We start from the raw sequence: 22,045 nt of genomic DNA, 5'->3' as shown, positions 1-22,045 counted from the left end.
ATGTCCTTTCCCCTGCTGACGGCCACGGCCGTGGTGCCCGCGCTCGGCGCGATCGCCACCGCCGCGGTGCCCGCCGCCCAGCGTGCCGCCGCCAAGTGGGTGGCGCTGGCCTTCTCCCTGGTCACCCTCGCCCTCGCGGCGGTCATCCTGGTCCGCTTCGACCCGGACGGCGGCCGCTTCCAGCTCACCGAATCCCACGCCTGGATCAAGGACTTCGGGGTCCGCTACGAACTGGGCGTGGACGGCATCGCGGTCGCCCTGATCGCGCTCACCGCCGTGCTCATCCCCTTCATCATCCTGGCGGGCTGGCATGACGCCGACCCGCTGGAAGGCACCCGGCCCAACCGCCGCTGGCGGCCCACCCAGGGCTTCTTCGCGCTGATCCTGCTGGTCGAGGCGATGGTGGTGATCTCCTTCGAGGCCACCGACGTCTTCGTCTTCTACATCTTCTTCGAAGCCATGCTCATCCCGATGTACTTCCTCATCGGCGGCTTCGGGGACCGGGCCGGGGAGCGGTCCGAGGAGGAGACGGCCACCCAGCGCTCCTACGCCGCCGTGAAGTTCCTGCTGTACAACCTGGCGGGCGGGCTGATCATGCTGGCCGCGGTGGTCGGGCTCTACGCGGTCACCGCCGACGACCTGGGCACCGGCACCTTCTCGCTCCAGCAGATCGTGGACGCCCGGGCGAGCGGACAGCTCGACATGGCGACCAGCACCGAGCGGCTGCTGTTCCTCGGCTTCTTCTTCGCCTTCGCGGTGAAGGCCCCGCTGTGGCCGCTGCACACCTGGCTGCCCAACGCGATGGGCGAGTCCACCGCGCCCGTCGCCGTGCTGATCACCGCGGTCGTCGACAAGGTCGGCACCTTCGCGATGCTCCGCTTCTGCCTCCAGCTCTTCCCCGAGGCCAGCAAGTGGGCCACCCCGGTGATCCTCGTCCTCGCGCTCATCAGCATCATCTACGGCGCGCTGCTGGCGATCGGCCAGCGGGACATCAAGCGGCTGATCGCCTACGCGTCGATCTCCCACTTCGGCTTCATCGTCCTCGGCATCTTCGCCATGACCACCCAGGGCCAGGGCGGCGCCACCCTCTACATGGTCAACCACGGCATCTCGACCGCCGCGCTGATGCTGGTGGCCGGGTTCCTCATCACCCGGCGCGGCTCCCGGCTCATCGCCGACTACGGAGGCGTGCAGAAGGTCGCCCCGGTGCTGGCCGGGACCTTCCTGATCGGCGGTCTCGCCACCCTCTCGCTGCCCGGGCTCGCGCCCTTCATCAGCGAATTCCTGGTGCTCGTCGGCGCGTTCGCCCGCTATCCGGTGGTCGGGGTGATCGCCACCCTCGGCATCGTGCTGGCCGCGCTGTACGTCCTGATCCTCTACCAGCGGACCATGACCGGCCCGGTGAAGGAGGAGGTGCGCACCATGCCCGATCTGCGGCCGCGCGAGGTGCTCGTCGTCGCGCCGCTGATCGCGCTGCTGCTCTTCCTCGGCGTCTACCCCAAGCCGCTGACCGAGATCGTCAACCCGGCGGTCGACCACACGCTGTCCGTGGTGGACGAGAAGGATCCCAAGCCCGATCACCCCGTCACTGACGCGGGCTGGTTCCACTACAGCCCCAAGCCCGAGGGTGCTTCCCACGACGGTGCTTCCGGAGGTGCCAAGTGACCCACGCGGCCACTGTCCACAGCCTGTGGACGACAGCGGCGGCGGCGCCCGACAAGATCCCCGCGCCGCACATCGAGTACGGGCAGCTGGCCCCCACCCTGATCGTGCTCGGCGCCGCGATCATCGGTGTACTCGTCGAGGCGTTCCTGCCGCGCGCCCAGCGTTACGCGGCTCAGCTGTTCGTCTCCGTCGTCTCCCTCGCCGCGGCCTTCGCGGCCGTCATCGGCCTCGCCGCCAGCGACTACGGCACCGGGAAGGCCCATGTCGCGGCCATGGGTGCCATCGCCGTCGACGGGCCCGCGCTCTTCCTCCAGGGCACCATTCTCCTGGTCGCGCTGGTCTCGGTGTTCACCTTCGCCGAGCGGCGGCTCGACCCGGTCGTCCACGGCAACCGCGTCGACTCCTTCGCGGCCCAGGCCGCCGCCGTGCCCGGCGGCGACGCCGAGAAGTCCGCCGTCAAGGCCGGGTTCACCACCACCGAGGTCTTTCCGCTGGTCCTCTTCGCGGTGGGCGGCATGCTCGTCTTCCCCGCCGCGAACGATCTGCTGACCCTGTTCGTGGCGCTGGAGGTCTTCTCCCTCCCGCTGTACATCCTGTGCGCGCTCGCCCGGCGCCACCGGATGCTGTCCCAGGAGTCCGCCGTCAAGTACTTCCTGCTCGGCGCCTTCTCCTCCGCGTTCCTGCTCTTCGGGATCGCCCTGCTGTACGGGTACGCGGGCACCGTGGCGTACGCCGGTATCGCCGACGTCGTCAACGGCCAGGTCCGCAACGTCACCCCGGCGCTCGCCGGGACCATGGGCAACGACGTGCTGCTGCTCCTCGGCGGGGCGCTGGTGCTGATGGGGCTGCTGTTCAAGATCGGCGCCGTGCCGTTCCACATGTGGACCCCGGACGTCTACCAGGGCGCCCCCACCCCGGTCACCGGCTTCATGGCCGCGGCCACCAAGGTGGCGGCCTTCGGCGCGCTGCTGCGGCTGCTGTACGTCGTCCTGCCGGGGCTCCGCTGGGACTGGCGGCCGGTCATGTGGGGCGTCGCCATCGTCACCATGCTGGGCGGCGCGATCGTCGCCGTCACCCAGACCGATGTGAAGCGGCTGCTGGCCTACTCCTCCATCGCCCACGCCGGGTTCATCCTCGCCGGTGTCATCGCCACCACGCCGGAGGGCATCTCCTCCGTCCTCTTCTACCTCGCCGCGTACTCCTTCGTGACCCTCGGCGCCTTCGCCGTGGTCACCCTGGTGCGCGACGCGGGCGGCGAGGCCACGCATCTGTCGAAGTGGGCCGGTCTGGGGCGCCGTTCGCCCCTGGTGGCCGCCGTCTTCGCGATCTTCCTGCTGGCCTTCGCCGGTATCCCGCTGACCAGTGGTTTCGCGGGGAAGTTCGCGGTCTTCAAGGCGGCGGCGGACGGGGGCGCGGGTGCGCTGGTCGTGGTCGGTGTGATCTCGTCGGCGATCGCGGCCTTCTTCTACATCCGCGTCATCGTGCTGATGTTCTTCAGCGAACCCCGCACGGACGGCCCCTCGGTGGCCGTCCCGAGCCCCCTGACGTCGTCGGCGATCGCGATCGGCGTGGCGGTGACGGTGGTCCTGGGCGTGGCCCCGCAGTACTTCCTGGACCTGGCGGGCCAAGCAGGCGTCTTCGTCCGCTAGCCGTTCCCGGGGACCGCCCCCGCCCCGGCCGGACCACCGAGAGGTGCCCCGGCCGGGGCGGCGTTGTGTCCCCCACCCCGCCCCTCCCCGAACCAGGGGCTCCGCCCCTGGGCCCCCGCCCCGGCGCGGGCGCCGGGGCGTGTCCGGCCACGTGGCCGAGCCCGGGTGGCTGGGGACTTCGGCCATGGCTGGGGCACCGCGGCGGCAGCCATACGCGCGGCCCGCGTGGCCCGGCCCGCGGTGGCGGGCAGCGGCCCAGGGCTTGGCTCACCGGCACGCAGCCCGGCGGGGCGGTGGGACGTGGCAGCCCGGCCGCCACGGCGGCTCGGCCTTGCCATGGCGCGGGCGCGGTGGGGTCCAGGGGGCGGAGCCCCCTGGGATCGGGTAGGGGCGGGGTGGGGAAACGCACCCTCTGGGCGCGCCCAGCCCGGCGCGGACGGTGGCGGGAGCCCGTTTGGGCGGAGCCCCGGGTTGGGGTGCCGGGGCTGCCTGCCCCGGGGGCGGGGATCAGCCCTTGGGGAGGTCCTTCGGCAGGTCGGTGGGGAGGCCGGAGGGCAGCGAGGTCGGCATGCCGGAGGGGACGTCGCCGGGGGTGGCCCGGGTGAACGTGTCGTTCTCGGAGAGCGCGTCCCAGTCGACGGTGAGCGTCTTGCCGTCGCCGCTCGGGGCCACCTTGCCCATGGCGCGGTCGGTGTTGCCGTCGGCGCACTTGAACATCAGCATCTTCTCGCCGGTGTCGGTGTACTCACCGTTGCAGACGTGCTTGCCCGCGATCAGGGAGGCCTTCTCGCCGCCGATGGACAGGATGAGCGTCTGGTCGCCGTTCTTGGCGAGGTAGGCGCCGGTGATCGTGGAGTCCGCGCCCCCCTCCGCCGGGGCGCTCGACTCCTGCGCCGACGGCGTGTCCTTGGAGGTGTCCTTCGTCCCCTCGTCGCTGTCGCTGCCGCACGCCGTCAGCACAAGGGCGGCCGCGGCCACCGTTCCGGCGATACTCGCTGCCTTCTTCACGCGCTTCTCCTTGGATATTGGATATCAGGGCCATCGGGGCAAGGAGCACGACAAATTAGCAGCCGCTCATGACGCCGCCGGGACAACCTGGCCGGTCACCTCGCCCATACCGATGCGGACCCCGTCCGGGCCGGGCGCCCAGGCGGTGAGGGTCACCTCGTCGCCGTCCTCCAGGAAGGTGCGGGTGCCGTCGGGGAGGCGGAGGGGATCGCGGCCGCCCCAGGTGAGTTCGAGCAGACAGCCCAGCTCGTCCGGGCGCGGGCCGCTGACCGTGCCGGAGGCGAAGAGGTCGCCGGTGCGCAGCGAGGCGCCGTTCACGGTCAGGTGGGCGAGCTGCTGGGCCGCGGTCCAGTACATGGCGGAGAACGGGGGCCGGGAGACGGTGTGGCCGTTGACCGCCACGTCGAGGCGGAGATCGAACCCGCCGGGCTCGGCGGCCGAGTCGTCGAGGTAGGGGAGCGGCGGGACATCGCGGGCGGGCGGGGCGGTACGGGCCGCGGCGAGCGCGTCCAGCGGGGTGACCCAGGCGGCGAGGGAGGTGGCGAAGGACTTGCCGAGGAAGGGGCCGAGGGGGCGGTACTCCCAGGACTGGATGTCGCGGGCGGACCAGTCGTTGAGGAGACAGACGCCGAAGACGTGATCGTGGAACCCGGCGAGCGGCAGCGGTGTATTCAGAGGTGAGGGGGCACCGACGACGAACGCGACCTCGGCTTCGAAGTCGAGGCGCAGCGAGGGGCCGAAGACCGGCCGGGGAGGAGCGGGCGATGAGGGAGCGGACGATGCGGGGGCGGGGGCTTCGGCCGGGGGCAGGTGCTGGCCCTGGGGGCGGACGATGGGCGAGCCCGAGACGAGCACGGTACCGGCCCGGCCGTGGTAGCCGATCGGCATGTGCTTCCAGTTGGGGGTGAGGGCGTCGCCGTCCGGGCGGAAGATCCTGCCCGCGTTGGAGGCGTGGTGCTCGCTGGCGAAGAAGTCGACATAGTCCGCCACCTCGATCGGGAGGTGGAGGGCCACGGTGGCGAGGGGGTGCATCAGGGGCTCGATGGTGTGCCGGTGCGCCGGGTCGGTCAGCCAGTCGCGCAGCTCCGCGCGGACGGCCTGCCAGGCAGGACGGCCCGCGGCCATCAGCGGGTTGAGCGAGGAGGCGCCGAGCAGCTCGGCGTGTGGGGAGGCCGAGGCCGCCGCGGCGGCCCCCGCGTCCAGCACATGACTGCCGTAGCGCACGCCGATTTTCCGCAGATGAGGGGCTTCGGAGGTGGTGAAGACGCCATAGGGGAGGTTGTCCGGGCCGAAGGGGTCGCCTTCGGGCAGGTCGAGCGGGCTTCGCTGCGCCATGGGTGGGGTGCCTCGCCTTCTCGTCGTCGCCACCGCTGTTGTCACGGTGGGGGCGCCACGGTGGGGGTGTCGCCACGGTCGGGGCTCACCCTATGGCCCGGGGCATGCCACCCCTGTGGGGTGACTGCCACCTAAAGGGATGGCAATGTCCGGAAAATCCTTGCTGAAGGAGGTAAATCCGAAGTAGCGTCCTGAATCAGGTCACGCACAGTGGGGGGACCACTGCGGTGGGGTGACCGAGGGGGACTCGTGGCGAGCAGTGCTGTGCCGTTCGCGGTGGACCGTTCCGTGCCGGGGCTGATCGTGAAGATAGGCGATTACCCGCTGCACCACGGGGGTGTGGGGGCCATCCGTTCCCTGGGCCGTCTCGGCATCCCCATGTACGCGGTCACCGAGGACCGTTGGACCCCGGCCGCCCAATCGCGCTATCTGAAGCGGGCCTTCGTCTGGCCGACCACCGGCAGGGAGCGGCCGGAGCGGCTGGTCGAGGGGTTGCTGCGGGCGGCGCGGGCGATCGGCCGTCCGGCGGTCCTGCTGCCCACGGACGAGGAGGCGGCGGTGCTGATCGGCGAGCATGCCGATGTGCTCGCCGGGGAGGGCCGGTTCCTCTTCCCGCGCACCGAGCCGGGGCTGCCCCGGCGGCTGGCCAGCAAGCAGGGGCTGCACGAGCTGTGCGTCGAGCACGGGGTGCCCACCCCGGAGGCGGTGTTCCCCGCTTCGTACGCCGACGTCAAGGCGTTCGCGGTGAGCGCGCGGTTTCCGGTCGTCGCCAAGAACCGGGAGGCGTTCGAGCGGCGGGCGAAGCCCGCGGTGGGCGGCACCACCCGGATCGCCGGGCCGCGCGAGCTGCTGGCGCTGGCCCGCGACTGGGGGCCACGGCCCGGGGTGGTCCTCCAGGAGTACCTGCCACGGGAGTCCGCCGAGGACTGGATCGTGCACGCCTACTTCGACGCGGAGTCCTCGCCACTGGCGATGTTCACCGGCGTCAAGGTGCGCTCCTGGCCGCCGCACGCGGGCATGACGGCGTGCGCCTACACGGTGGACAACGGGGAGCTGGCCCGGATGACGGCCCGGTTCATCAAGCGGATCGGCTTCAGCGGCATCGTCGATCTGGACTGGCGCTTCGACCGGCGGGACGGGCGGTACAAGCTGCTGGACTTCAACCCCCGGATGGGCGCGCAGTTCCGGCTCTTCGAGAACGAGGCGCGGCTCGACGTCGTCCGGGCGCAGCACCTCGATCTGACGGGGCGCAGGGTGCCCGAGGCCGCGCAGCTGGCGGCCCGGCGGTTCGTCGTCGAGAACATTGACCTGCCCGCCCTGCTCGCCTACCGCCGCAGTGGATACACCACGCCGCACGCGCCCGCCCGGGCGAGCGGGACCGAGCTGGCCTGGGCCGCGCGCGACGACCTGCGGCCGTTTTTCACCATGCTCGCGCGCTGCGTGCGGCCCGGTGCGACGCATCTGTACCGGATGTGGCGCGCCAAGAACAGGTAACGCCTTGGGGAGGGGATTCGTGAACGATCCGGTAGCAGTCATCGGGGCCGGTCCATACGGTCTGTCGGCCGCCGCCCACTTACGCGCCCGCGGCCTGCCGGTCCGCGTCTTCGGCGAGCCGATGGTGAGCTGGCGCGAGCAGATGCCCGCGGGCATGCTGCTCAAGTCCACCCCGGTCGCGTCGACCATCGACGCACCGCAGCCGGGGCACACCCTGCTCGACTACTGCCACGCGGTGGGCGGCACGCCCTATCAGTCCGACTGGGACATCATCCCCGTCGAGACCTTCGCGGGGTACGGGCTGTGGTTCCAGGAGCGGCTGGTGCCGGAGCTGGAGCGGACCCGGGTGGTGGCCGTCGACCGGCGGGGCGGCCGCTTCGAGCTGAAGCTGGATTCGGGGGAGCAGTTCACGGCGCGGGCCGTCGTGGTGGCCAGCGGGCTCAGCGGGCTGGCCCATCTGCCCGCCGAGTTCGCCGCCGCCGTCCCCGGCGGCCCGTCCGCGGCCGGGCCGGTGTCGCACAGTTCGCACCACCATGACCTCGGGCGGTTCGCGGGCCGCGAGGTCGTCGTGGTCGGGGCCGGGCAGTCGGCGCTGGAGAGCGCGGTGCTGCTGGCCGATGCGGGCGCCGCGTCGGTGCGGGTGGTGGCCCGGGGGAGGGCCGCCGTCGCCTTCGGCTCCCCGCCGGACCGTCAGCCCCGGCTGCGGCCCGTATCGCCCTTCGGCCGCGCCTGGTCGCTGTACGCGCTGTCGTACCACGCGGCGGGCTTCCGGCGGCTGCCCGCACCGGCCCGGGAGTATCTGGTGCGCACCGTGCTCGGGCCCAAGGGTGCCTGGTGGCTGCGCGGTCGCTTCGCCGGGCGGGTGAAGGTCACCCAGGGGGTGAAGGTCACCCGGGTCACCGTGGAGAGCGGCGGCAGGCCGGTGCTCACGCTGGGCGGCGGCGGCCGGGTCGGCGAGCTGGCCGCCGACCATGTGATGGCCGCGACCGGCTACCGGATGGATCTGGCCGCGCTCGGCTTCCTCGGCCCCGAGCTGCGCGCCGGGGTGGTCACCGGCGCCGGTGGTCCCCGACTGGACGCCGGGTACGGCTCGTCGGTGCCGGGGCTCTATTTCACCGGGCTCCCGGCGGCGGCTTCCTTCGGCCCGGTGATGCGGTTCGTGTGCGGCACGGAGTACGCGTCGCCCCGGCTGGCGAAGGCGGTGGCGGCCGCGCACGGATGAGTGATCCGGGGCCCGTACGGGGTGTGCGGACACCCCCGTACGGACACCCCCGTGCGGACACCCCGGAATCGGGCCTGGGCCCGGTTCCGGCCCCCGATCGGTGAACGGTCGGGGGCCACATGATGAATGATCTGCTCGCGATCGCGGTACCGCGTGGGTAACCGGTCGATTCGGGGTGAGGGCGTTGTGCTGCGCACAAGGCGGGAAGGCGCCCACAGCGATCGATACCCGACCGGATACGCTGCCTTTTGGTGGAGGCGGCGACACATCGACATTCCGCGTGAACGTAGGCAGACAGGAGTACCCCGTGAGCGTCATCGGGCCCTTCGGGCTGAGCGTGCGGGACCAGACTCTGGAAGCCGACACCCAAGCCGGGCTGGCGGCTGTCGAAGAGGGCCTGCTGGAGGCCACCAAGAGCGACGTGCCGTTCATCACCGAGGCCGCCCAGCATCTGGTGCGCGCGGGCGGCAAGCGTTTCCGGCCCCTGCTGGTGCTGCTGGCCGCCCAGTTCGGTGACCCGTACGCCCCCGGTGTGGTGCCCTCGGCGGTCGTCGTCGAGCTGACGCATCTGGCCACGCTCTACCACGACGACGTCATGGACGAGGCGGAAGTGCGGCGCGGGGTGCCCAGCGCCAATGCCCGCTGGGGCAATTCGGTCGCGGTGCTCACCGGTGACTTCCTCTTCGCCCGCGCCTCCCACATCCTGGCCGATCTGGGTCCCGAGGCGGTGCGGGTCCAGGCCGAGGCGTTCGAGCGGCTGGTCACGGGCCAGATCCTGGAGACCGCCGGACCGCGCGGCCGCGACCCCATCGAGCACTATCTGGACGTCCTCGCGGGCAAGACCGGCTCGCTGATCGCCGTCTCGGGGCGGTTCGGCGCGATGATGTCGGGCGCCGACGAGTCCATCGTCAACATCCTGACCCAGTACGGCGAGCGGCTCGGCATGGCCTTCCAGCTGGCCGACGACGTGCTGGACATCGCCAGCGACAGCCATGAGTCCGGCAAGACCCCCGGCACCGATCTGCGCGAGGGCATCGCCACCCTGCCCGTCCTGCATCTGAGAGCGCGGACGGAGGCGACCGGTGCGCCGGAGGACCGGGAGCTGTGCGAGCTGCTCGCGGGCGACCTCACCGACGACGCCCGCCACGCCGAGGTGCTGCGGCGGCTGCGCGTCCACCCCGCCCTGGAGCAGGCCCGCCGGGACACGCTGCGCTATGCGGCGGAGGCCCGCTCGATGCTGGCACCCCTGCCGGAGGGCCCGGCGAAGTCGGCCCTGGAGGGTCTGTGCGACGCGGTGGCCCACCGGGCCGGCTGATCTCCACCCCGCGCTGCCCCGGGGCCCGTGGCCCCTACGGGATACCCCGAGGGGGATCCGCCTCGCGGCGCGGACCGTCATACCGGAGCAGTACGCGGACTTGATCCTGCGGGCTGACGTATCGGCTCTCCCGATTTGGTGGGATGAAAAGACCACCACATGGCGGGATCGGGAGACAATGGCCCGAGAGGTGGACGAGTGCAGGCTGACGACCGCCGCCGACGACGGAGGTAGAGCACACATGGCACGGATCCGACCGATACAGGTCGCCGACGACGGCTTCTGGGACGAGGAACGGCCCACACGACGCACCAAGACGCTCCGCTACGGGGCTCCGGTCGCGGTCGCGGGCATCGCGGCCGCGACGATCGGGCTCGTCCCGGCGCTGGCCAGCAGCGGCGCCCCGGACCTGCCGAAGATCACGGCACAGCAGCTGATCAGCAAGATGGCCGCATCGGACCAGCAGCAGGTGTCCGGCTCGGTGAAGATCACCACCGATCTGGGACTCCCCACGCTCCCGGGCGGCGGCTCCCTCGCCGGTGCCGCGAACGGCCTCGCGGGCGAGAAGGGCGAGGGCACCGCGCCGGAGGCCAAGCTCACCGAGCTGGCGTCCGGCACCCACACCCTGCGGGTGGCCGCCGACGGCCCCGACAAGCAGCGGGTGTCGATCGTCGAGAACGCCGCCGAGTACAGCATGATCCACAACGGCGACGAGCTGTGGGCGTACGACAGCGGCAGCAACTCCGTCTTCCACTCCACCGCCCCCAAGGGCGCCGGGGGCAAGGGCGACCACCGTGGCGAGGCCCCCAAGGACCTGGAGGGTGCCACTCCGCAGCAGCTCGCGAAGCAGATGCTGGCCGCCGTGGACGACACCACCGACGTGACGGTCGACGGCACCACCCAGGTCGCCGGGCGGGACGCCTACGAGCTGCTGATCAAGCCCAAGCAGAGCGCGTCCACGGTCGGCTCGGTCCGGATCGCGGTCGACGCGGACAACGGTGTGCCGCTGAAGTTCACCCTCACCCCGAAGAGCGGCGGCAAGGCAGCCGTCGACGTCGGCTTCACCAAGGTCGACTTCGGCAAGCCCGCCGCGGGCACCTTCGACTTCACGCCGCCCAAGGGCGCCAAGGTCACCGAGGACAGCGCCGACGGCCCGGGCCATGGGGAGAAGGGCTTCAAGGGCCAGCCGGGCGGCGCGGACGCCATGGCGGGTTCGCTGTCCGGGCTGAACGTCACCGGGAAGGGCTGGGCCACCATCGCCCGCCTCGACGACGGCCAGAAGTCCGGGGTGACCGGAGAGACCCCCTCCGCGCCGGGCGGCGACGGCGGAGCGGCCTCCGACCTCCTCGGCAGCTTCGGCAAGAAGGTCAAGGGCGACTTCGGCTCCGGCACGGTGTTCAGCACCCGCCTGGTCAACGCGCTGATGACCGACGACGGCAAGGTCTTCGTCGGCGCGGTCGACAAGGACGCCCTGGTCGCGGCCGCCAACAAGGCCAAGTAGGAGCAGAGGGAAGGAGAGCCCGTGGACGAGCGGTCCGCCGATGCCGTGGTGGAGACCCGCGGGCTCACCAAGCGCTACCGGGGCGGGCAGCTCGCCGTCGACGGGCTCGACCTGACCGTCCCGCGCGGCAGCGTCTTCGGCTTCCTCGGGCCCAACGGCTCGGGGAAGACGACGACGATCCGCATGCTCATGGGCCTGATCGAGCCCACCTCGGGCGGCGCCCGGCTGCTGGGCCTGCCGATGCCGCGCGCCGCCCGCAGCGTGCTGCCCAGGGTGGGTGCCCTCATCGAGGGACCCGCCCTCTACCCGTATCTGAGCGGCCGGGACAATCTGCTGCGCTACGACGCCGCCGACCCGACCGCCGACCCCCGTACCCGGGCCGCCCGCGCCGCCTCGGCGCTGGACCGGGTCGGGCTCGGGGCCGCGGCGGGGAAGAAGGCGCGGGCGTACTCGCTGGGGATGAAACAGCGCCTCGGCCTGGCCGCCGCCCTGCTCCAGCCGCGTGAGCTGCTGGTTCTCGACGAGCCGACCAACGGGCTCGACCCCCAGGGCATGCGCGAGATCCGTACCCTGGTGCGCGCGCTGGCCCAGGAGGGCACCACGGTCTTCCTCTCCTCGCATCTCCTGGACGAGATCGAACAGGTCTGCACCCATGCGGCGGTCATGACCCGGGGCCGCCTGATCGCCCAGGGCACGGTCGCCGAGCTGGCGGCGGGCAGCCGCGGCAGGCTGTCCGTCACCACCCCGGACCCGGCCGACGCCGTCCGCGTCCTCAAGGAGCACGGGGTGACGGACCTGGTGGTCCTGGCGGAACGGGTCTCCGGCGAGCTGCCCACGCCCGCGCCCGAGCCCGCCGACCTGAACGCCGCCCTGGTGCGCGCCGGGGTGCGGGTACGGGCCTTCGGCGCCGAGGGCGCCTCGCTGGAGGACGCCTTCGTCGCGCTGACCGGGGAGGGATTCGATGTCGCGGGCTGAAGCGGCTGAAGCGGCTGAAGCGGCTGAAGCGGCTGAAACGGCTGGGGTCGGAGGGACGTACGAGACGCCCCGGGCGCGGCCGCTGTGGGCCCTGGACCTCTTCCGCAGCGAGCTGTCCACCACCTTCCGCCGCTGGCGGACCCTGGCGCTGCTCGGGGTGCTCGCGGCCGTCCCGGTCCTCATCGGCGTCGCCGTGAAGATCGAGACCAGCGACGGCGGCGGCTTCGGCCGGGGTGGCGGCGGAGGCGGAGGCGGCGGAGCCGGTGGCGACGGGCCCGCCTTCTTCTCGCAGATCACCAACAACGGGATCTTCCTCGTCTTCGCCGCGCTGGCGGCGACGCTGCCCGTCTTCCTGCCGATGGCCATCGGCGTGATCGCCGGGGACTCCATCGCCGGTGAGGCGGGTCCGGGGACGCTGCGCTATCTGCTGGTCGCCCCCGCCGGGCGCACCCGGCTGCTGCTCGCCAAGTTCGTCACCATCCTGGCGTTCTGCCTGGCCGCGACCCTCACGGTGGCCGCCGCCGGGCTCGCGACCGGGGCGATGCTGTTCCCGCTCGGCGATGTCACGCTGATCTCCGGCACCTCGGTGTCCTTCGGTGACGGGCTGGTACGGGCGCTCGGCGTGGCGGGCGTCGTGGCGCTGTCACTGGTGGGGATCGCGACGGTGGGCCTGTTCATCTCCACCCTCACCAACAGCGGCATCGCGGCCATGGCGACCACCGTCGGGCTCGTGGTCACGGTGCAGATCCTGGACACGATCCCGCAGCTGCACGCGATCCATCCGTATCTCTTCCCGCACTACTGGCTCAGCTTCGCGGATCTCCTCCGCCAGCCGGTCTACTGGGACCAGCTCATCAAGAACGCCGAGCTGCAGGGGCTGTATCTGGCCGTGTTCGGCTCGGCGGCCTGGGCCCGGTTCACCGCGAAGGACATCACGGTCTGAGCGGTCCGAGTGGTCCGAGCGGTCCGTACGCTTCCGTACGGACCGCTCAGGAATGCCGGTGCGTCAGGCGGACAGCGTCCAGACGGCGTACGCGATGGCGTCGCTGTTGCGGTCCAGCGCGGTGTCGTTGATGTTGGTCGTGGTGTCGCACGAGCGGTGGTAGCAGCGGTCGAAGGCCTGACCGGAGGTGCCGCCCCACTTCTGGGCCTGGGCGGCGGTCTTGATGTAGTCGGCGCCGCTGAACAGGCCGCCCACCGGGATGCCCACGTTCTTGAACGGAGCGTGGTCGGAGCGGCCGTCGCCCTCGGTCTCTATCTCCGTCGAGACGCCCTTGGTCGCGTAGAAGTCCTTGAAGACCCCTTCGATCCGGGCGTCGTCGTCATAGACGAAGTAGCCCGGGTTGGGCGAGCCGATCATGTCGAAGTTGAGATAGCCGTCGATCTTCGCCCGGTTGGCGGACGACAGGCCGTTGACGTAGTTCCGCGACCCGACCATGCCCAGCTCCTCGGCGCCCCACCAGGCGAACCGCAGGTGCTTGGCGGGCTTCAGCCCTGAGCGGGCGACGGTGAGCGCGGTCTCCAGGATGGCGGCGGACCCCGAGCCGTTGTCGTTGATGCCGGGTCCCGCGCTGACGGAGTCCAGGTGGGCGCCGGAGAACACCACGTTGTCGGCGTCGCCGCCGGGCCAGTCGGCGATGAGGTTGTAGCCGGTGGCGCCGCCGGAGGTGAACTGCTGGACCGTGGTGGTGAACCCGGCCGAGTCCAGCAGTCCCTTGATGTAGTCGAGCGACGCCTTGTAGCCGGGGCGGCCGTGGGCGCGGTTGCCGCCGTTGGCGGTGGCGATGGACTGGAGCTTGGTCAGATGCGCCTTGACGTTGGCGAGCGGCACATCCGGTACGGCGAGCGCGGCGGCCGCCGGAGGCGGGGGAGCCGCGGCCGCGGAGGTGGCGGGGGCGGCCGAGACCAGGGCGGCGATCGCCGTCCCGGCGGCGACTGCGGCCGCCGTGCGGCGGGTCATGGATCTTCGGGGGGTGTGGCGGGGCTCAGCACATGACGACATGGGGGGCTCCGATTCCGAACGGGGACTGCACGGAATGACGTGACGCTGTGTGATGCACGAGGTGATGCACAAGGTGATGCACGTACGTACGTACCCATGGGGGTGGTGGAGCGGTACGACAAGATGACGCCGAAATGGCGCGAGGCTGATGCTCCGGGTGTGGCTGACCCTCCGTCAAGGGCAAAATCCGGACATCAGCCGCCGGATATCGGGCCGGGCTGTGGCTCCGCCGCCTTGGCCGGTGCCGCGGCCGCCAGCGCCGCCGCGTCCGCCAATTGGCGGCGTGCCCGGTGCCCGGTCCGCAGCGCGTCCCAGGTGAGCAGCGCGAGCGCGAGCCAGACGAGGGAGAACCCCGCCCACCGCTCGGGCGGCATGGACTCGTGGAAGACGGCCACCCCGAGGATGAACTGGGAGGTGGGTGTGAGGTACTGGAGCATCCCGATGGTCGACAGCGGTAGCCGTACCGCGGCCGCCCCGAACAGGCTCAGCGGCACCGCCGTGATCAGCCCGCAGCTCACCAGCAGCACCGAATGGCCCGTCCCGCCGCTGCCGAACGTGCTGTCGCCGCTCATCGCGAGGAAGCCGATGAAGCCGAGCGCGGGCAGGAACTGGACGGCGGTCTCGGCGGCCAGCGACTCCAGCCCGTCCAGCCCGATCCGCTTCTTGACCAGGCCGTACGTGGCGAAGGAGAAGGCCAGCGTGAGGGCGATCCAGGGCAGCTTGCCGTAGCCGACGGCCAGCACGCCCACCGCCACCACGCCGACGCCGACCGCCACCCACTGCACCGGGCGCAGCCGCTCGCGCAGCAGCAGAACGCCGAAGCCGATGCTGACCAGCGGGTTGATGAAGTAGCCGAGCGCCGTCTCGACGACGTGTCCGCTGTTGACGCCCCAGATGTAGAGGCCCCAGTTGAGGGAGATGGCGGTCGCGGCGAGCGCGACGAGACCGAGCCGCCGGGGCTGCCGCAGCAGCGGGCCGACCCAGGACCAGCGGCGCAGGACCAGCAGGATGAGCCCGACGACCACCAGCGACCAGACCATGCGGTGGGCGAGGATCTCGACCGCCCCGGCGGGCTCCAGCAGCGGCCAGAAGAGCGGGGCGAGACCCCACAGCCCGTACGCGGTGAAGCCGTAGAGGAGACCGGTGCGGTCCTGTTGGTGCTGCGGCTGCATAAGGGCCTCCCCGACGGCGTGGCGGCCCTGGTGCAGGGGCCTGTCCGACGGTAGCGCCGGGCGGCCCGGCTGTCATCACCGTATCCACGATACGGAACTGACAGCCGGGCCGCCCGGGCTGATGGGTCCGGGTCAGCCCTTCAGGGCCAGCGCGAGGGAGTCCGCGATCGGGGTGGTCGGGCGGCCGGTCAGGCGGGACAGGTCGCCGGGGGTGGCGGCCAGGCGGCCGCGCTCGATCGCCGTGTCGACGTCGGCCAGGATGGCGGCGAAGGGCTCGGGCAGGCCCGCGCCGGTCAGGATCTGCTGGACCTCCCCGGCGGAGACGGCGCGGTAGGCGATCTCCTTGCCGGTCTGCCGGGCGATCTCGGCGGCGTATTCGGCGAAGCTCCAGGCGGTGTCGCCGGACAGCTCGTACGCGGTGTTCTCGTGTCCCTCACCGGTCAGTACGGCGACGGCGGCCGCCGCGTAGTCGGCGCGCGAGGCGGAGGCGACCCGGCCCTCGCCCGCGGCGGCGACGACGGCGCCGTGCTCCAGCACGGGGGCCAGCCGCTCGGTGTAGTTCTCGTTGTACCAGCCGTTGCGCAGCAGCGAGTACGGCAGACCGGACTCGGTGATCGCCTGCTCGGTGGCCCGGTGCTCATCGGCGAGCGTGAAGTCGGCGGCCGGGCCGCCCAGCACGCTGGTGTACGCGAGCAGCGCGACCCCGGCCTCCTTGGCGGCGTCGATGACGGCCTGGTGCTGCGGAACGCGCTGCCCGACCTCGCTGCCGGAGATCAGCAGCACCTTGTCGCCCGCCGCGAAGGCGCCGCGCAGCGTCTCGGGCCGGCTGTAGTCGGCCACCTTCAGGGTGACGCCGCGGGCGGCGAGGGCGGCGGCCTTGTCGGCGTCGCGCACGACGGCGGTGACCCGGTCGGCCGGAACCTTCTCCAGCAGGCCGTCGATGACAAGGCGGCCGAGGTGTCCGGTGGCTCCGGTGACGACGATGCTCATGGGGGTGTCTCTCTTCTGGTCGCGTTGTCCGATTCGCTCACCACCTTAGACGCAGCGCTAACTTTTTGAAAGTATCCCTGCGGGCATACGAAACGGCCAGGCCGGGGATCAACCCCGGCCTGGCCGCGTACAGGCAGACGGACGGCTCAGCCGACGACGGTCCAGGTGTCGTTCCCCGCGAGCAGCGCGCCGAGGTCGCCCTTGCCCTCGCGCTCGACGGCGGCGTCGAGCTGGGTCGTCATCTGGTCGTCGTAGACCGGGCGCTGGACGTCGCGCAGCACCCCGATGGGGGTGTGGTGCAGCGTGTCCGGGTGGGCCAGCCGGGACAGGGCGAACGCGGTGGTGGGGGAGGCCGCGTGGGCGTCGTGGACCAGGACGCTGCCCTCGTTCTCCGGGGTGACCGCGACGACCTCCAGGTCACCGGTGGCCTGGTTCCGTACGACGCCCTTGGCGTTGTCCGCGCCGAAGCGGATCGGGCGGCCGTGCTCCAGCCGGATCACGGCTTCCTCCGCCTGCTCCTTGTCCTTGAGCGCGTCGAAGGCGCCGTCGTTGAAGATGTTGCAGTTCTGGTAGATCTCCACCAGCGCGGTGCCCGGGTGGGCGGCGGCCTCGCGCAGCACCTGGGTGAGGTGCTTGCGGTCGGAGTCCACGGTGCGGGCGACGAAGCCCGCCTCGGCGCCGATCGCCAGCGAGAGGGGGTTGAACGGCGCGTCCAGGGACCCCATCGGCGTGGACTTGGTGATCTTGCCGACCTCGGAGGTCGGGCTGTACTGGCCCTTGGTGAGGCCGTAGATCCGGTTGTTGAAGAGCAGGATCTTCAGGTTCACATTGCGGCGCAGCGCGTGGATGAGGTGGTTGCCGCCGATGGACAGCGCGTCGCCGTCACCGGTGACCACCCACACCGACAGGTCGCGCCGGGCGGCCGCGAGGCCGGTGGCGATCGCCGGGGCGCGGCCGTGGATCGAGTGCATCCCGTAGGTGTTCATGTAGTACGGGAAGCGGGAGGAGCAGCCGATGCCGGAGACGAAGACGATGTTCTCCTTCGCCAGCCCCAGCTCGGGCATGAAGCCCTGCACGGCGGCGAGGATCGCGTAGTCACCGCAGCCGGGGCACCAGCGCACCTCCTGGTCGGACTTGAAGTCCTTCATGGACTGCTTGCCCTCGGCCTTGGGCACCAGGGACAGCGCCTCGGACAGCGCGAGGGGCGGCGTGGTGGGCGGCTGCGAGAGGATCTCAGTCATCGATGGCCTCCTTGAGGGCCGTCGCCAGCTGCTCGGCCTTGAACGGCAGTCCCCGCACCTGGGTGAAGGAACGGGTGTCGACGAGGTACTTGGCGCGGATGAGGGTGGCGAGCTGGCCGAGGTTCATCTCGGGCACGACGACCTTGTCGTAAGCGGCCAGCACCGCGCCCAGGTTGGCCGGGAAGGGGTTGAGGTGGCGCAGATGGGCCTGGGCGATCCGGTCGCCCGCCCGCCGTACGCGCCGCACGGCGGCGGTGATCGGCCCGTACGTCGAGCCCCAGCCCAGCACCAGGGTGCGGGCGTCGCCGGTGGGGTCGTCCACCGTCAGCTCCCCGACCTCGACGCCGTCGACCTTGGCCTGCCGGACGCGGACCATGTGGTCGTGGTTGGCCGGGTCGTAGGAGATGTTGCCGGAGCCGTCCTGCTTCTCGATGCCGCCGATGCGGTGTTCGAGCCCCGGGGTGCCGGGCACCGCCCACGGGCGCGCCAGGGTCAGCGGGTCGCGCTTGTACGGCCAGAAGACCTCGGTGCCGTCCTCGGTGGTGTGGTTGGGGCCGGTCGCGAACTGGACCCGCAGGTCCGGCAGGTCGTCGACCTCCGGCACCCGCCACGGCTCCGACCCGTTGGCCAGATAGCCGTCGGAGAGCACGAAGACCGGGGTGCGGTAGGTGAGCGCGATCCGCGCCGCGTCCAGCGTGGCGTCGAAGCAGTCGGCCGGGGTCTTCGGCGCCACGATCGGCACCGGCGCCTCGCCGTTGCGCCCGTACATCGCCTGCAGCAGATCCGCCTGCTCGGTCTTGGTCGGCAGCCCGGTGGACGGCCCGCCGCGCTGGATGTCGATCACCAGCAGCGGCAGCTCCAGGCTGACCGCGAGCCCGATGGTCTCCGACTTCAGCGCCACCCCGGGACCGGATGTGGTGGTCACCGCGAGCGCCCCGCCGAACGCGGCGCCCAGCGCCGCGCCGATGCCCGCGATCTCGTCCTCGGCCTGGAAGGTGCGCACGCCGAAGTTCTTGTGCTTGCTCAGCTCGTGCAGGATGTCGGAGGCCGGGGTGATCGGGTACGAGCCCAGGAACAGCGGCAGGTCCGCCTGCCGGGACGCGGCGATCAGGCCGTACGACAGCGCCAGGTTGCCGGAGATGTTCCGGTACGTACCCGAGGGGAAGGCGGTGGAGGCGGGCGCCACCTCGTAGGAGACCGCGAAGTCCTCGGTGGTCTCGCCGAAGTTCCACCCGGCCCGGAAGGCCGCCACGTTCGCCTCGGCGATCTGCGGCTTCTTGGCGAACTTCTGGCGCAGGAACTTCTCGGTGTTCTCGGTGGGCCGGTGGTACATCCACGACAGCAGGCCGAGCGCGAACATGTTCTTGCTGCGCTCCGCCTCCTTCCGGGACAGCCCGAACTCCTTCAGGGCCTCGATGGTCAGCGTCGTCAGCGGCACCGGGTGGACCTGGTACGCGTCCAGCGAGCCGTCTTCGAGCGGGCTGCGCTCGTAGCCGACCTTCGCCATGGGCCGCTTGGTGAACTCGTCGGTGTTGACGATGATGTCGGCGCCGCGCGGGACGTCGCCCAGATTGGCCTTGAGCGCGGCCGGGTTCATCGCCACCAGGACGTCCGGCGCGTCGCCGGGGGTGAGGATGTCGTGATCGGCGAAGTGGAGCTGGAAGCTCGACACTCCGGGCAGGGTGCCGGCGGGGGCACGGATCTCCGCCGGGAAGTTCGGCAGGGTCGACAGGTCGTTCCCGAACGACGCCGTCTCCGAGGTGAACCGGTCTCCGGTGAGCTGCATACCGTCACCCGAGTCACCGGCGAATCGGATGATGACGCGATCCAGACGGCGGACCTCCTTGCCGCCGTCCGGTGTTCCCCGTTCCCCTGCGAGCCCCCGCTCGCCCTGCTGATCGGCTGGTTCGGCCTGCTCGGCCGGGCTGCTGACCTGGCTGGTCACTGCTTCGGACCTCCCTCGAGGCGGCGCACCTGGACCGTTCGGTGCCGACCGGTTGTCCCACGGCCATCGTACGTCGGTAAGGTTCGCCTTCCCTGGGTGGATCACCCAGGAAATCGCACATCACGTGTCCGTTATGTCATGGTGTGGCATGACTTTCCCGGGCTCCGGGGTGTGATGTCTGGTGATCCCCTCACTCGGCCTTTGGTCCCGCTTTGGCCCCGCCGGGGGGCCTACGACCTCCGCCGGGCCGCCGGTCGGCCACCGCCGTCAGGAGTTGAGGTAGGTGAGCACCGCGAGCACGCGACGGTGATCCCCGTCACTCGGCGACAGGCCCAGCTTCAGGAAGATGTTGCTGACGTGCTTCTCGACCGCGCCGTCGCTCACCACCAGCTGCCGGGCGATCGCCCCGTTCGTCCGGCCCTCGGCCATCAGGACCAGGACCTCCCGCTCCCGTGGGGTGAGCCCGGCCAGCACGTCCTGCTTGCGGCTGCGGCCCAGCAGCTGGGCGACGACCTCCGGGTCCAGCGCCGTACCGCCCCGGGCCACCCGGACCACCGCGTCCACGAACTCGCGCACGTCGGCCACCCGGTCCTTGAGCAGATAGCCGATGCCGCGGCTGTTCCCGGCCAGCAGCTCGGTCGCGTACTGCTCCTCCACGTACTGCGAGAGCACCAGCACCCCGATCCCCGGGTGGTCGTGGCGCAGCCGGATCGCGGCCCGCACCCCCTCGTCGGTGTGGGTGGGCGGCATCCGTACGTCGGCGACCACCACATCCGGCAGCGCGCCCTCGTCGGCCAGCTCGCGGATCGCCTTGATCAGCGTCTCCGCGTCCCCCACCCCCGCGACGACGTCATGGCCCCGGTCGGTCAGCAGCCGGGTCAGGCCCTCCCGCAGCAGCACCGAATCCTCGGCGATGACCACCCGCACTCTGTCCTCCACCACGATGCCCCCGGCCCCAGTCGTGTCCGCGTTGTTCCGCGTTGTCGGGGCCAGCATTCCAGGATTCGGACGGATCCGTCGCGCACCTCGACCGGTCCGCTCGACGGGTCCGCCGTCTCAGCGCCCGTCTCAGCGCCAGGGCAGCTCGACCGTCACCGTCGTCGGGCCGCCGGGCGGGGAGTGGACGACCAGCGCCCCGTCGACCGCCTCGACGCGCTCGGCCAGCCCGGACAGCCCGCTGCCCCCGCCCGAGGTGCCCGCCCCGCCGCGCCCGTCGTCGCCGACCCGCAGCATCACCCGGTTCTCGGTGCGCCACACGTCGACGTCGGCCGTGCGGGCGGCGCTGTGTTTGCTGATGTTCTGGAGGAGTTCGGAGACGGTGAAGTAGGCGATGCCTTCGATGGCGGGTGCGGGTCGCTGGGGGAGGTCGACGGTGACGGTGACGGGGACGGTGCAGCGGGCGGCGAGTGCGGAGAGGGCGGGGCCGAGTCCTCGGTCGGTGAGGATGGCGGGGTGGATGCCGCGGGCGAGGTCGCGGAGTTCCTGGAGGGCGAGTTTGATCTCGCCGTGGGCTTCGTCGACCATGCGGGCGGCCGCTTCGGGGTCTTCGTCGAGTTTTTCCTTGGCGAGGCCGAGGCCCATGGCGAGGGTGACGAGGCGGGCTTGCGCTCCGTCGTGGAGGTCGCGTTCGATACGGCGCAGATCGGCGGCGGCGGTGTCGACCACCGTGCCCCGGTCCGACTCCAGCTCCCACACCCGGGTCGCCAGCCGGGACGGCCCCAGCAGCCCGAGGACCAGCAGCCGGTCGATGGCGGTCAGCGCCCGCATCGCCCACGGGGTCGCCAGCAGGACCAGCACCCCGAGGACACAGGACGCGGTGACCTCGAACGGGGTGTCGAGGTAGAAGTGGCGCCCTCTGCTGTCGTCCCCGAACAGCTCGATACCGGGCTGATCGATGTACGCGGGGAAGACCCACCGCCACAGCGGATACGTCGCGAAACCCCAGCCGTAGCAGGTGAACACCATCGCGACGGTGAAGGCGAAGATCGCCCACGGCAGGTGCAGCAGCGCGTACAGGACATGCCGCCACGAGGTGCCGCTCTTGAGCAGCGCGCCCACCCACGACACCGGCCCCCGCTTGCCGCTCGCCGGGCGCACCGGCTCCGGCTCGGCGATCCTGAGCCCCAGCAGCGCGCGGGCGCGGGCCCGCTCCACGACCCCGATCCCCCGGCAGCCCGCCAGGGCGGCGCCCAGCACCGGGACGCCGAGGAAGGTGATCAGGAGCCCGGCGCCGAGGGAGAGCATGATGGCCGCGTACGAGAAGGTCAGGACCGCCATCGGCAGGCTGATCACCAGATAGAGGAACTCGCGCCAGACGCGGCCCTCGAACGGCGCGCGCAGTACCGGTGGCACCAGGCCGCGCCGGGGTTCGCTGCCCGGCTCGTACGGCTCGTACGGTCCGTATGCGGTGGCCATCTCGTCGTCCGTCCTCCCGAGCCGAAGCCGAAGCCGGAGCTGGTGCCCGGCTCGGCCGCTGTCGTCGTACTCCAGATTCCCCGGCACCGGCGGGCCGGGCCATGAAGCGGGTCGGC

At 71.6% G+C, this 22,045-nt stretch carries 17 protein-coding genes; 8 read left to right on the top strand and 9 right to left on the bottom strand.

Annotated features, from left to right (window positions below):
• Both ACFV9T_RS16575 and nuoN read left to right on the top strand, forming a co-directional pair.
• The gene (locus ACFV9T_RS16575; protein ID WP_385440693.1) at positions 1-1,665 is read left to right on the top strand and encodes an NADH-quinone oxidoreductase subunit M; all 1,665 of its coding nucleotides are present in this window, start codon (positions 1-3) and stop codon (positions 1,663-1,665) included.
• The gene (gene nuoN, locus ACFV9T_RS16570; RefSeq protein ID WP_385440690.1) at positions 1,662-3,314 is read left to right on the top strand and encodes an NADH-quinone oxidoreductase subunit NuoN; all 1,653 of its coding nucleotides are present in this window, start codon (positions 1,662-1,664) and stop codon (positions 3,312-3,314) included. Before ACFV9T_RS16575 ends, nuoN begins: the two co-directional genes overlap by 4 nt.
• A gap of 507 nt (positions 3,315-3,821) precedes the next feature.
• Here nuoN and ACFV9T_RS16565 read toward each other — a convergent pair.
• On the bottom strand, positions 3,822-4,322 hold the full coding sequence (locus tag ACFV9T_RS16565; RefSeq protein ID WP_385440689.1) for a hypothetical protein: 501 nt from the start codon (positions 4,320-4,322) through the stop codon (positions 3,822-3,824).
• Positions 4,323-4,388: 66 nt separating this feature from the next.
• Positions 4,389-5,657, bottom strand: a complete 1,269-nt coding sequence (gene fahA / locus ACFV9T_RS16560; RefSeq protein ID WP_385440688.1) for a fumarylacetoacetase — start codon at positions 5,655-5,657, stop codon at positions 4,389-4,391.
• Positions 5,658-5,906: 249 nt separating this feature from the next.
• Between fahA and ACFV9T_RS16555 the strand changes: the two genes are divergently transcribed.
• The 6 genes from ACFV9T_RS16555 to ACFV9T_RS16530 all read left to right on the top strand — a co-directional run bounded on the left by ACFV9T_RS16555 (position 5,907) and on the right by ACFV9T_RS16530 (position 13,107).
• Positions 5,907-7,151 (top strand): ATP-grasp domain-containing protein, encoded by a 1,245-nt coding sequence (locus tag ACFV9T_RS16555; protein ID WP_385440685.1) that lies wholly within the window; start codon positions 5,907-5,909, stop codon positions 7,149-7,151.
• Positions 7,152-7,170: 19 nt separating this feature from the next.
• Positions 7,171-8,373, top strand: a complete 1,203-nt coding sequence (locus ACFV9T_RS16550; RefSeq protein ID WP_385440683.1) for an FAD-dependent oxidoreductase — start codon at positions 7,171-7,173, stop codon at positions 8,371-8,373.
• A 307-nt stretch (positions 8,374-8,680) separates the two neighbouring features.
• Positions 8,681-9,688 (top strand): polyprenyl synthetase family protein, encoded by a 1,008-nt coding sequence (locus ACFV9T_RS16545; protein WP_385440682.1) that lies wholly within the window; start codon positions 8,681-8,683, stop codon positions 9,686-9,688.
• A 241-nt stretch (positions 9,689-9,929) separates the two neighbouring features.
• On the top strand, positions 9,930-11,189 hold the full coding sequence (locus tag ACFV9T_RS16540) for an outer membrane lipoprotein carrier protein LolA (protein WP_385440679.1): 1,260 nt from the start codon (positions 9,930-9,932) through the stop codon (positions 11,187-11,189).
• 21 nt (positions 11,190-11,210) lie between these two features.
• Positions 11,211-12,164: an ABC transporter ATP-binding protein gene (locus tag ACFV9T_RS16535; RefSeq protein ID WP_385440678.1), complete on the top strand. Its 954-nt coding sequence runs from the start codon at positions 11,211-11,213 to the stop codon at positions 12,162-12,164.
• Positions 12,151-13,107 carry an ABC transporter permease gene (locus ACFV9T_RS16530; RefSeq protein WP_385440677.1) on the top strand — a complete coding sequence of 319 codons (957 nt, stop codon included), beginning with the start codon at positions 12,151-12,153 and terminating at the stop codon, positions 13,105-13,107. Before ACFV9T_RS16535 ends, ACFV9T_RS16530 begins: the two co-directional genes overlap by 14 nt.
• A 63-nt stretch (positions 13,108-13,170) precedes the next feature.
• Here ACFV9T_RS16530 and ACFV9T_RS16525 read toward each other — a convergent pair whose 3' ends face one another.
• From ACFV9T_RS16525 to ACFV9T_RS16495, 7 genes are all read right to left on the bottom strand, one after another.
• Positions 13,171-14,124 (bottom strand): M28 family metallopeptidase, encoded by a 954-nt coding sequence (locus tag ACFV9T_RS16525; protein ID WP_385440675.1) that lies wholly within the window; start codon positions 14,122-14,124, stop codon positions 13,171-13,173.
• Between the two features lie 236 nt (positions 14,125-14,360).
• Positions 14,361-15,338, bottom strand: coding sequence for an EamA family transporter RarD (gene rarD, locus ACFV9T_RS16520; RefSeq protein ID WP_385440673.1), 978 nt, complete (start codon positions 15,336-15,338; stop codon positions 14,361-14,363).
• Between the two features lie 132 nt (positions 15,339-15,470).
• A complete protein-coding gene (locus ACFV9T_RS16515) occupies positions 15,471-16,328 on the bottom strand; it encodes an SDR family oxidoreductase (protein WP_385440671.1) in 858 nt (285 codons plus the stop codon).
• 146 nt (positions 16,329-16,474) lie between these two features.
• Complete coding sequence (locus ACFV9T_RS16510) at positions 16,475-17,569, bottom strand: 2-oxoacid:ferredoxin oxidoreductase subunit beta (protein WP_385440669.1); 1,095 nt, start codon at positions 17,567-17,569, stop codon at positions 16,475-16,477.
• A complete protein-coding gene (locus ACFV9T_RS16505) occupies positions 17,562-19,514 on the bottom strand; it encodes a 2-oxoacid:acceptor oxidoreductase subunit alpha (protein WP_385440667.1) in 1,953 nt (650 codons plus the stop codon). Before ACFV9T_RS16505 ends, ACFV9T_RS16510 begins: the two co-directional genes overlap by 8 nt.
• A gap of 267 nt (positions 19,515-19,781) precedes the next feature.
• A complete protein-coding gene (locus ACFV9T_RS16500; protein ID WP_385440877.1) occupies positions 19,782-20,441 on the bottom strand; it encodes a LuxR C-terminal-related transcriptional regulator in 660 nt (219 codons plus the stop codon).
• A gap of 141 nt (positions 20,442-20,582) precedes the next feature.
• A complete protein-coding gene (locus ACFV9T_RS16495; protein ID WP_385440664.1) occupies positions 20,583-21,929 on the bottom strand; it encodes a sensor histidine kinase in 1,347 nt (448 codons plus the stop codon).
• Positions 21,930-22,045 lie beyond the last annotated feature (116 nt).

It is taken from the genome of Streptomyces sp. NPDC059850 (assembly GCF_042731515.1).
Lineage (GTDB): Bacteria > Actinomycetota > Actinomycetes > Streptomycetales > Streptomycetaceae > Streptomyces.
This window is presented reverse-complemented; position numbering and strand designations above follow the sequence as displayed.

Coding starts and splice junctions, on each gene's coding strand:
- ACFV9T_RS16575 (WP_385440693.1), top strand. CDS start 1: ATGTCCTTTCCCCTGCTGACGGCCACGGCCGTGGTGCCCGCGCTCGGC.
- fahA (WP_385440688.1), bottom strand. CDS start 5,657: ATGGCGCAGCGAAGCCCGCTCGACCTGCCCGAAGGCGACCCCTTCGGC.
- ACFV9T_RS16540 (WP_385440679.1), top strand. CDS start 9,930: ATGGCACGGATCCGACCGATACAGGTCGCCGACGACGGCTTCTGGGAC.
- ACFV9T_RS16530 (WP_385440677.1), top strand. CDS start 12,151: ATGTCGCGGGCTGAAGCGGCTGAAGCGGCTGAAGCGGCTGAAGCGGCT.
- ACFV9T_RS16525 (WP_385440675.1), bottom strand. CDS start 14,124: ATGACCCGCCGCACGGCGGCCGCAGTCGCCGCCGGGACGGCGATCGCC.
- rarD (WP_385440673.1), bottom strand. CDS start 15,338: ATGCAGCCGCAGCACCAACAGGACCGCACCGGTCTCCTCTACGGCTTC.
- ACFV9T_RS16515 (WP_385440671.1), bottom strand. CDS start 16,328: ATGAGCATCGTCGTCACCGGAGCCACCGGACACCTCGGCCGCCTTGTC.
- ACFV9T_RS16510 (WP_385440669.1), bottom strand. CDS start 17,569: ATGACTGAGATCCTCTCGCAGCCGCCCACCACGCCGCCCCTCGCGCTG.
- ACFV9T_RS16495 (WP_385440664.1), bottom strand. CDS start 21,929: ATGGCCACCGCATACGGACCGTACGAGCCGTACGAGCCGGGCAGCGAA.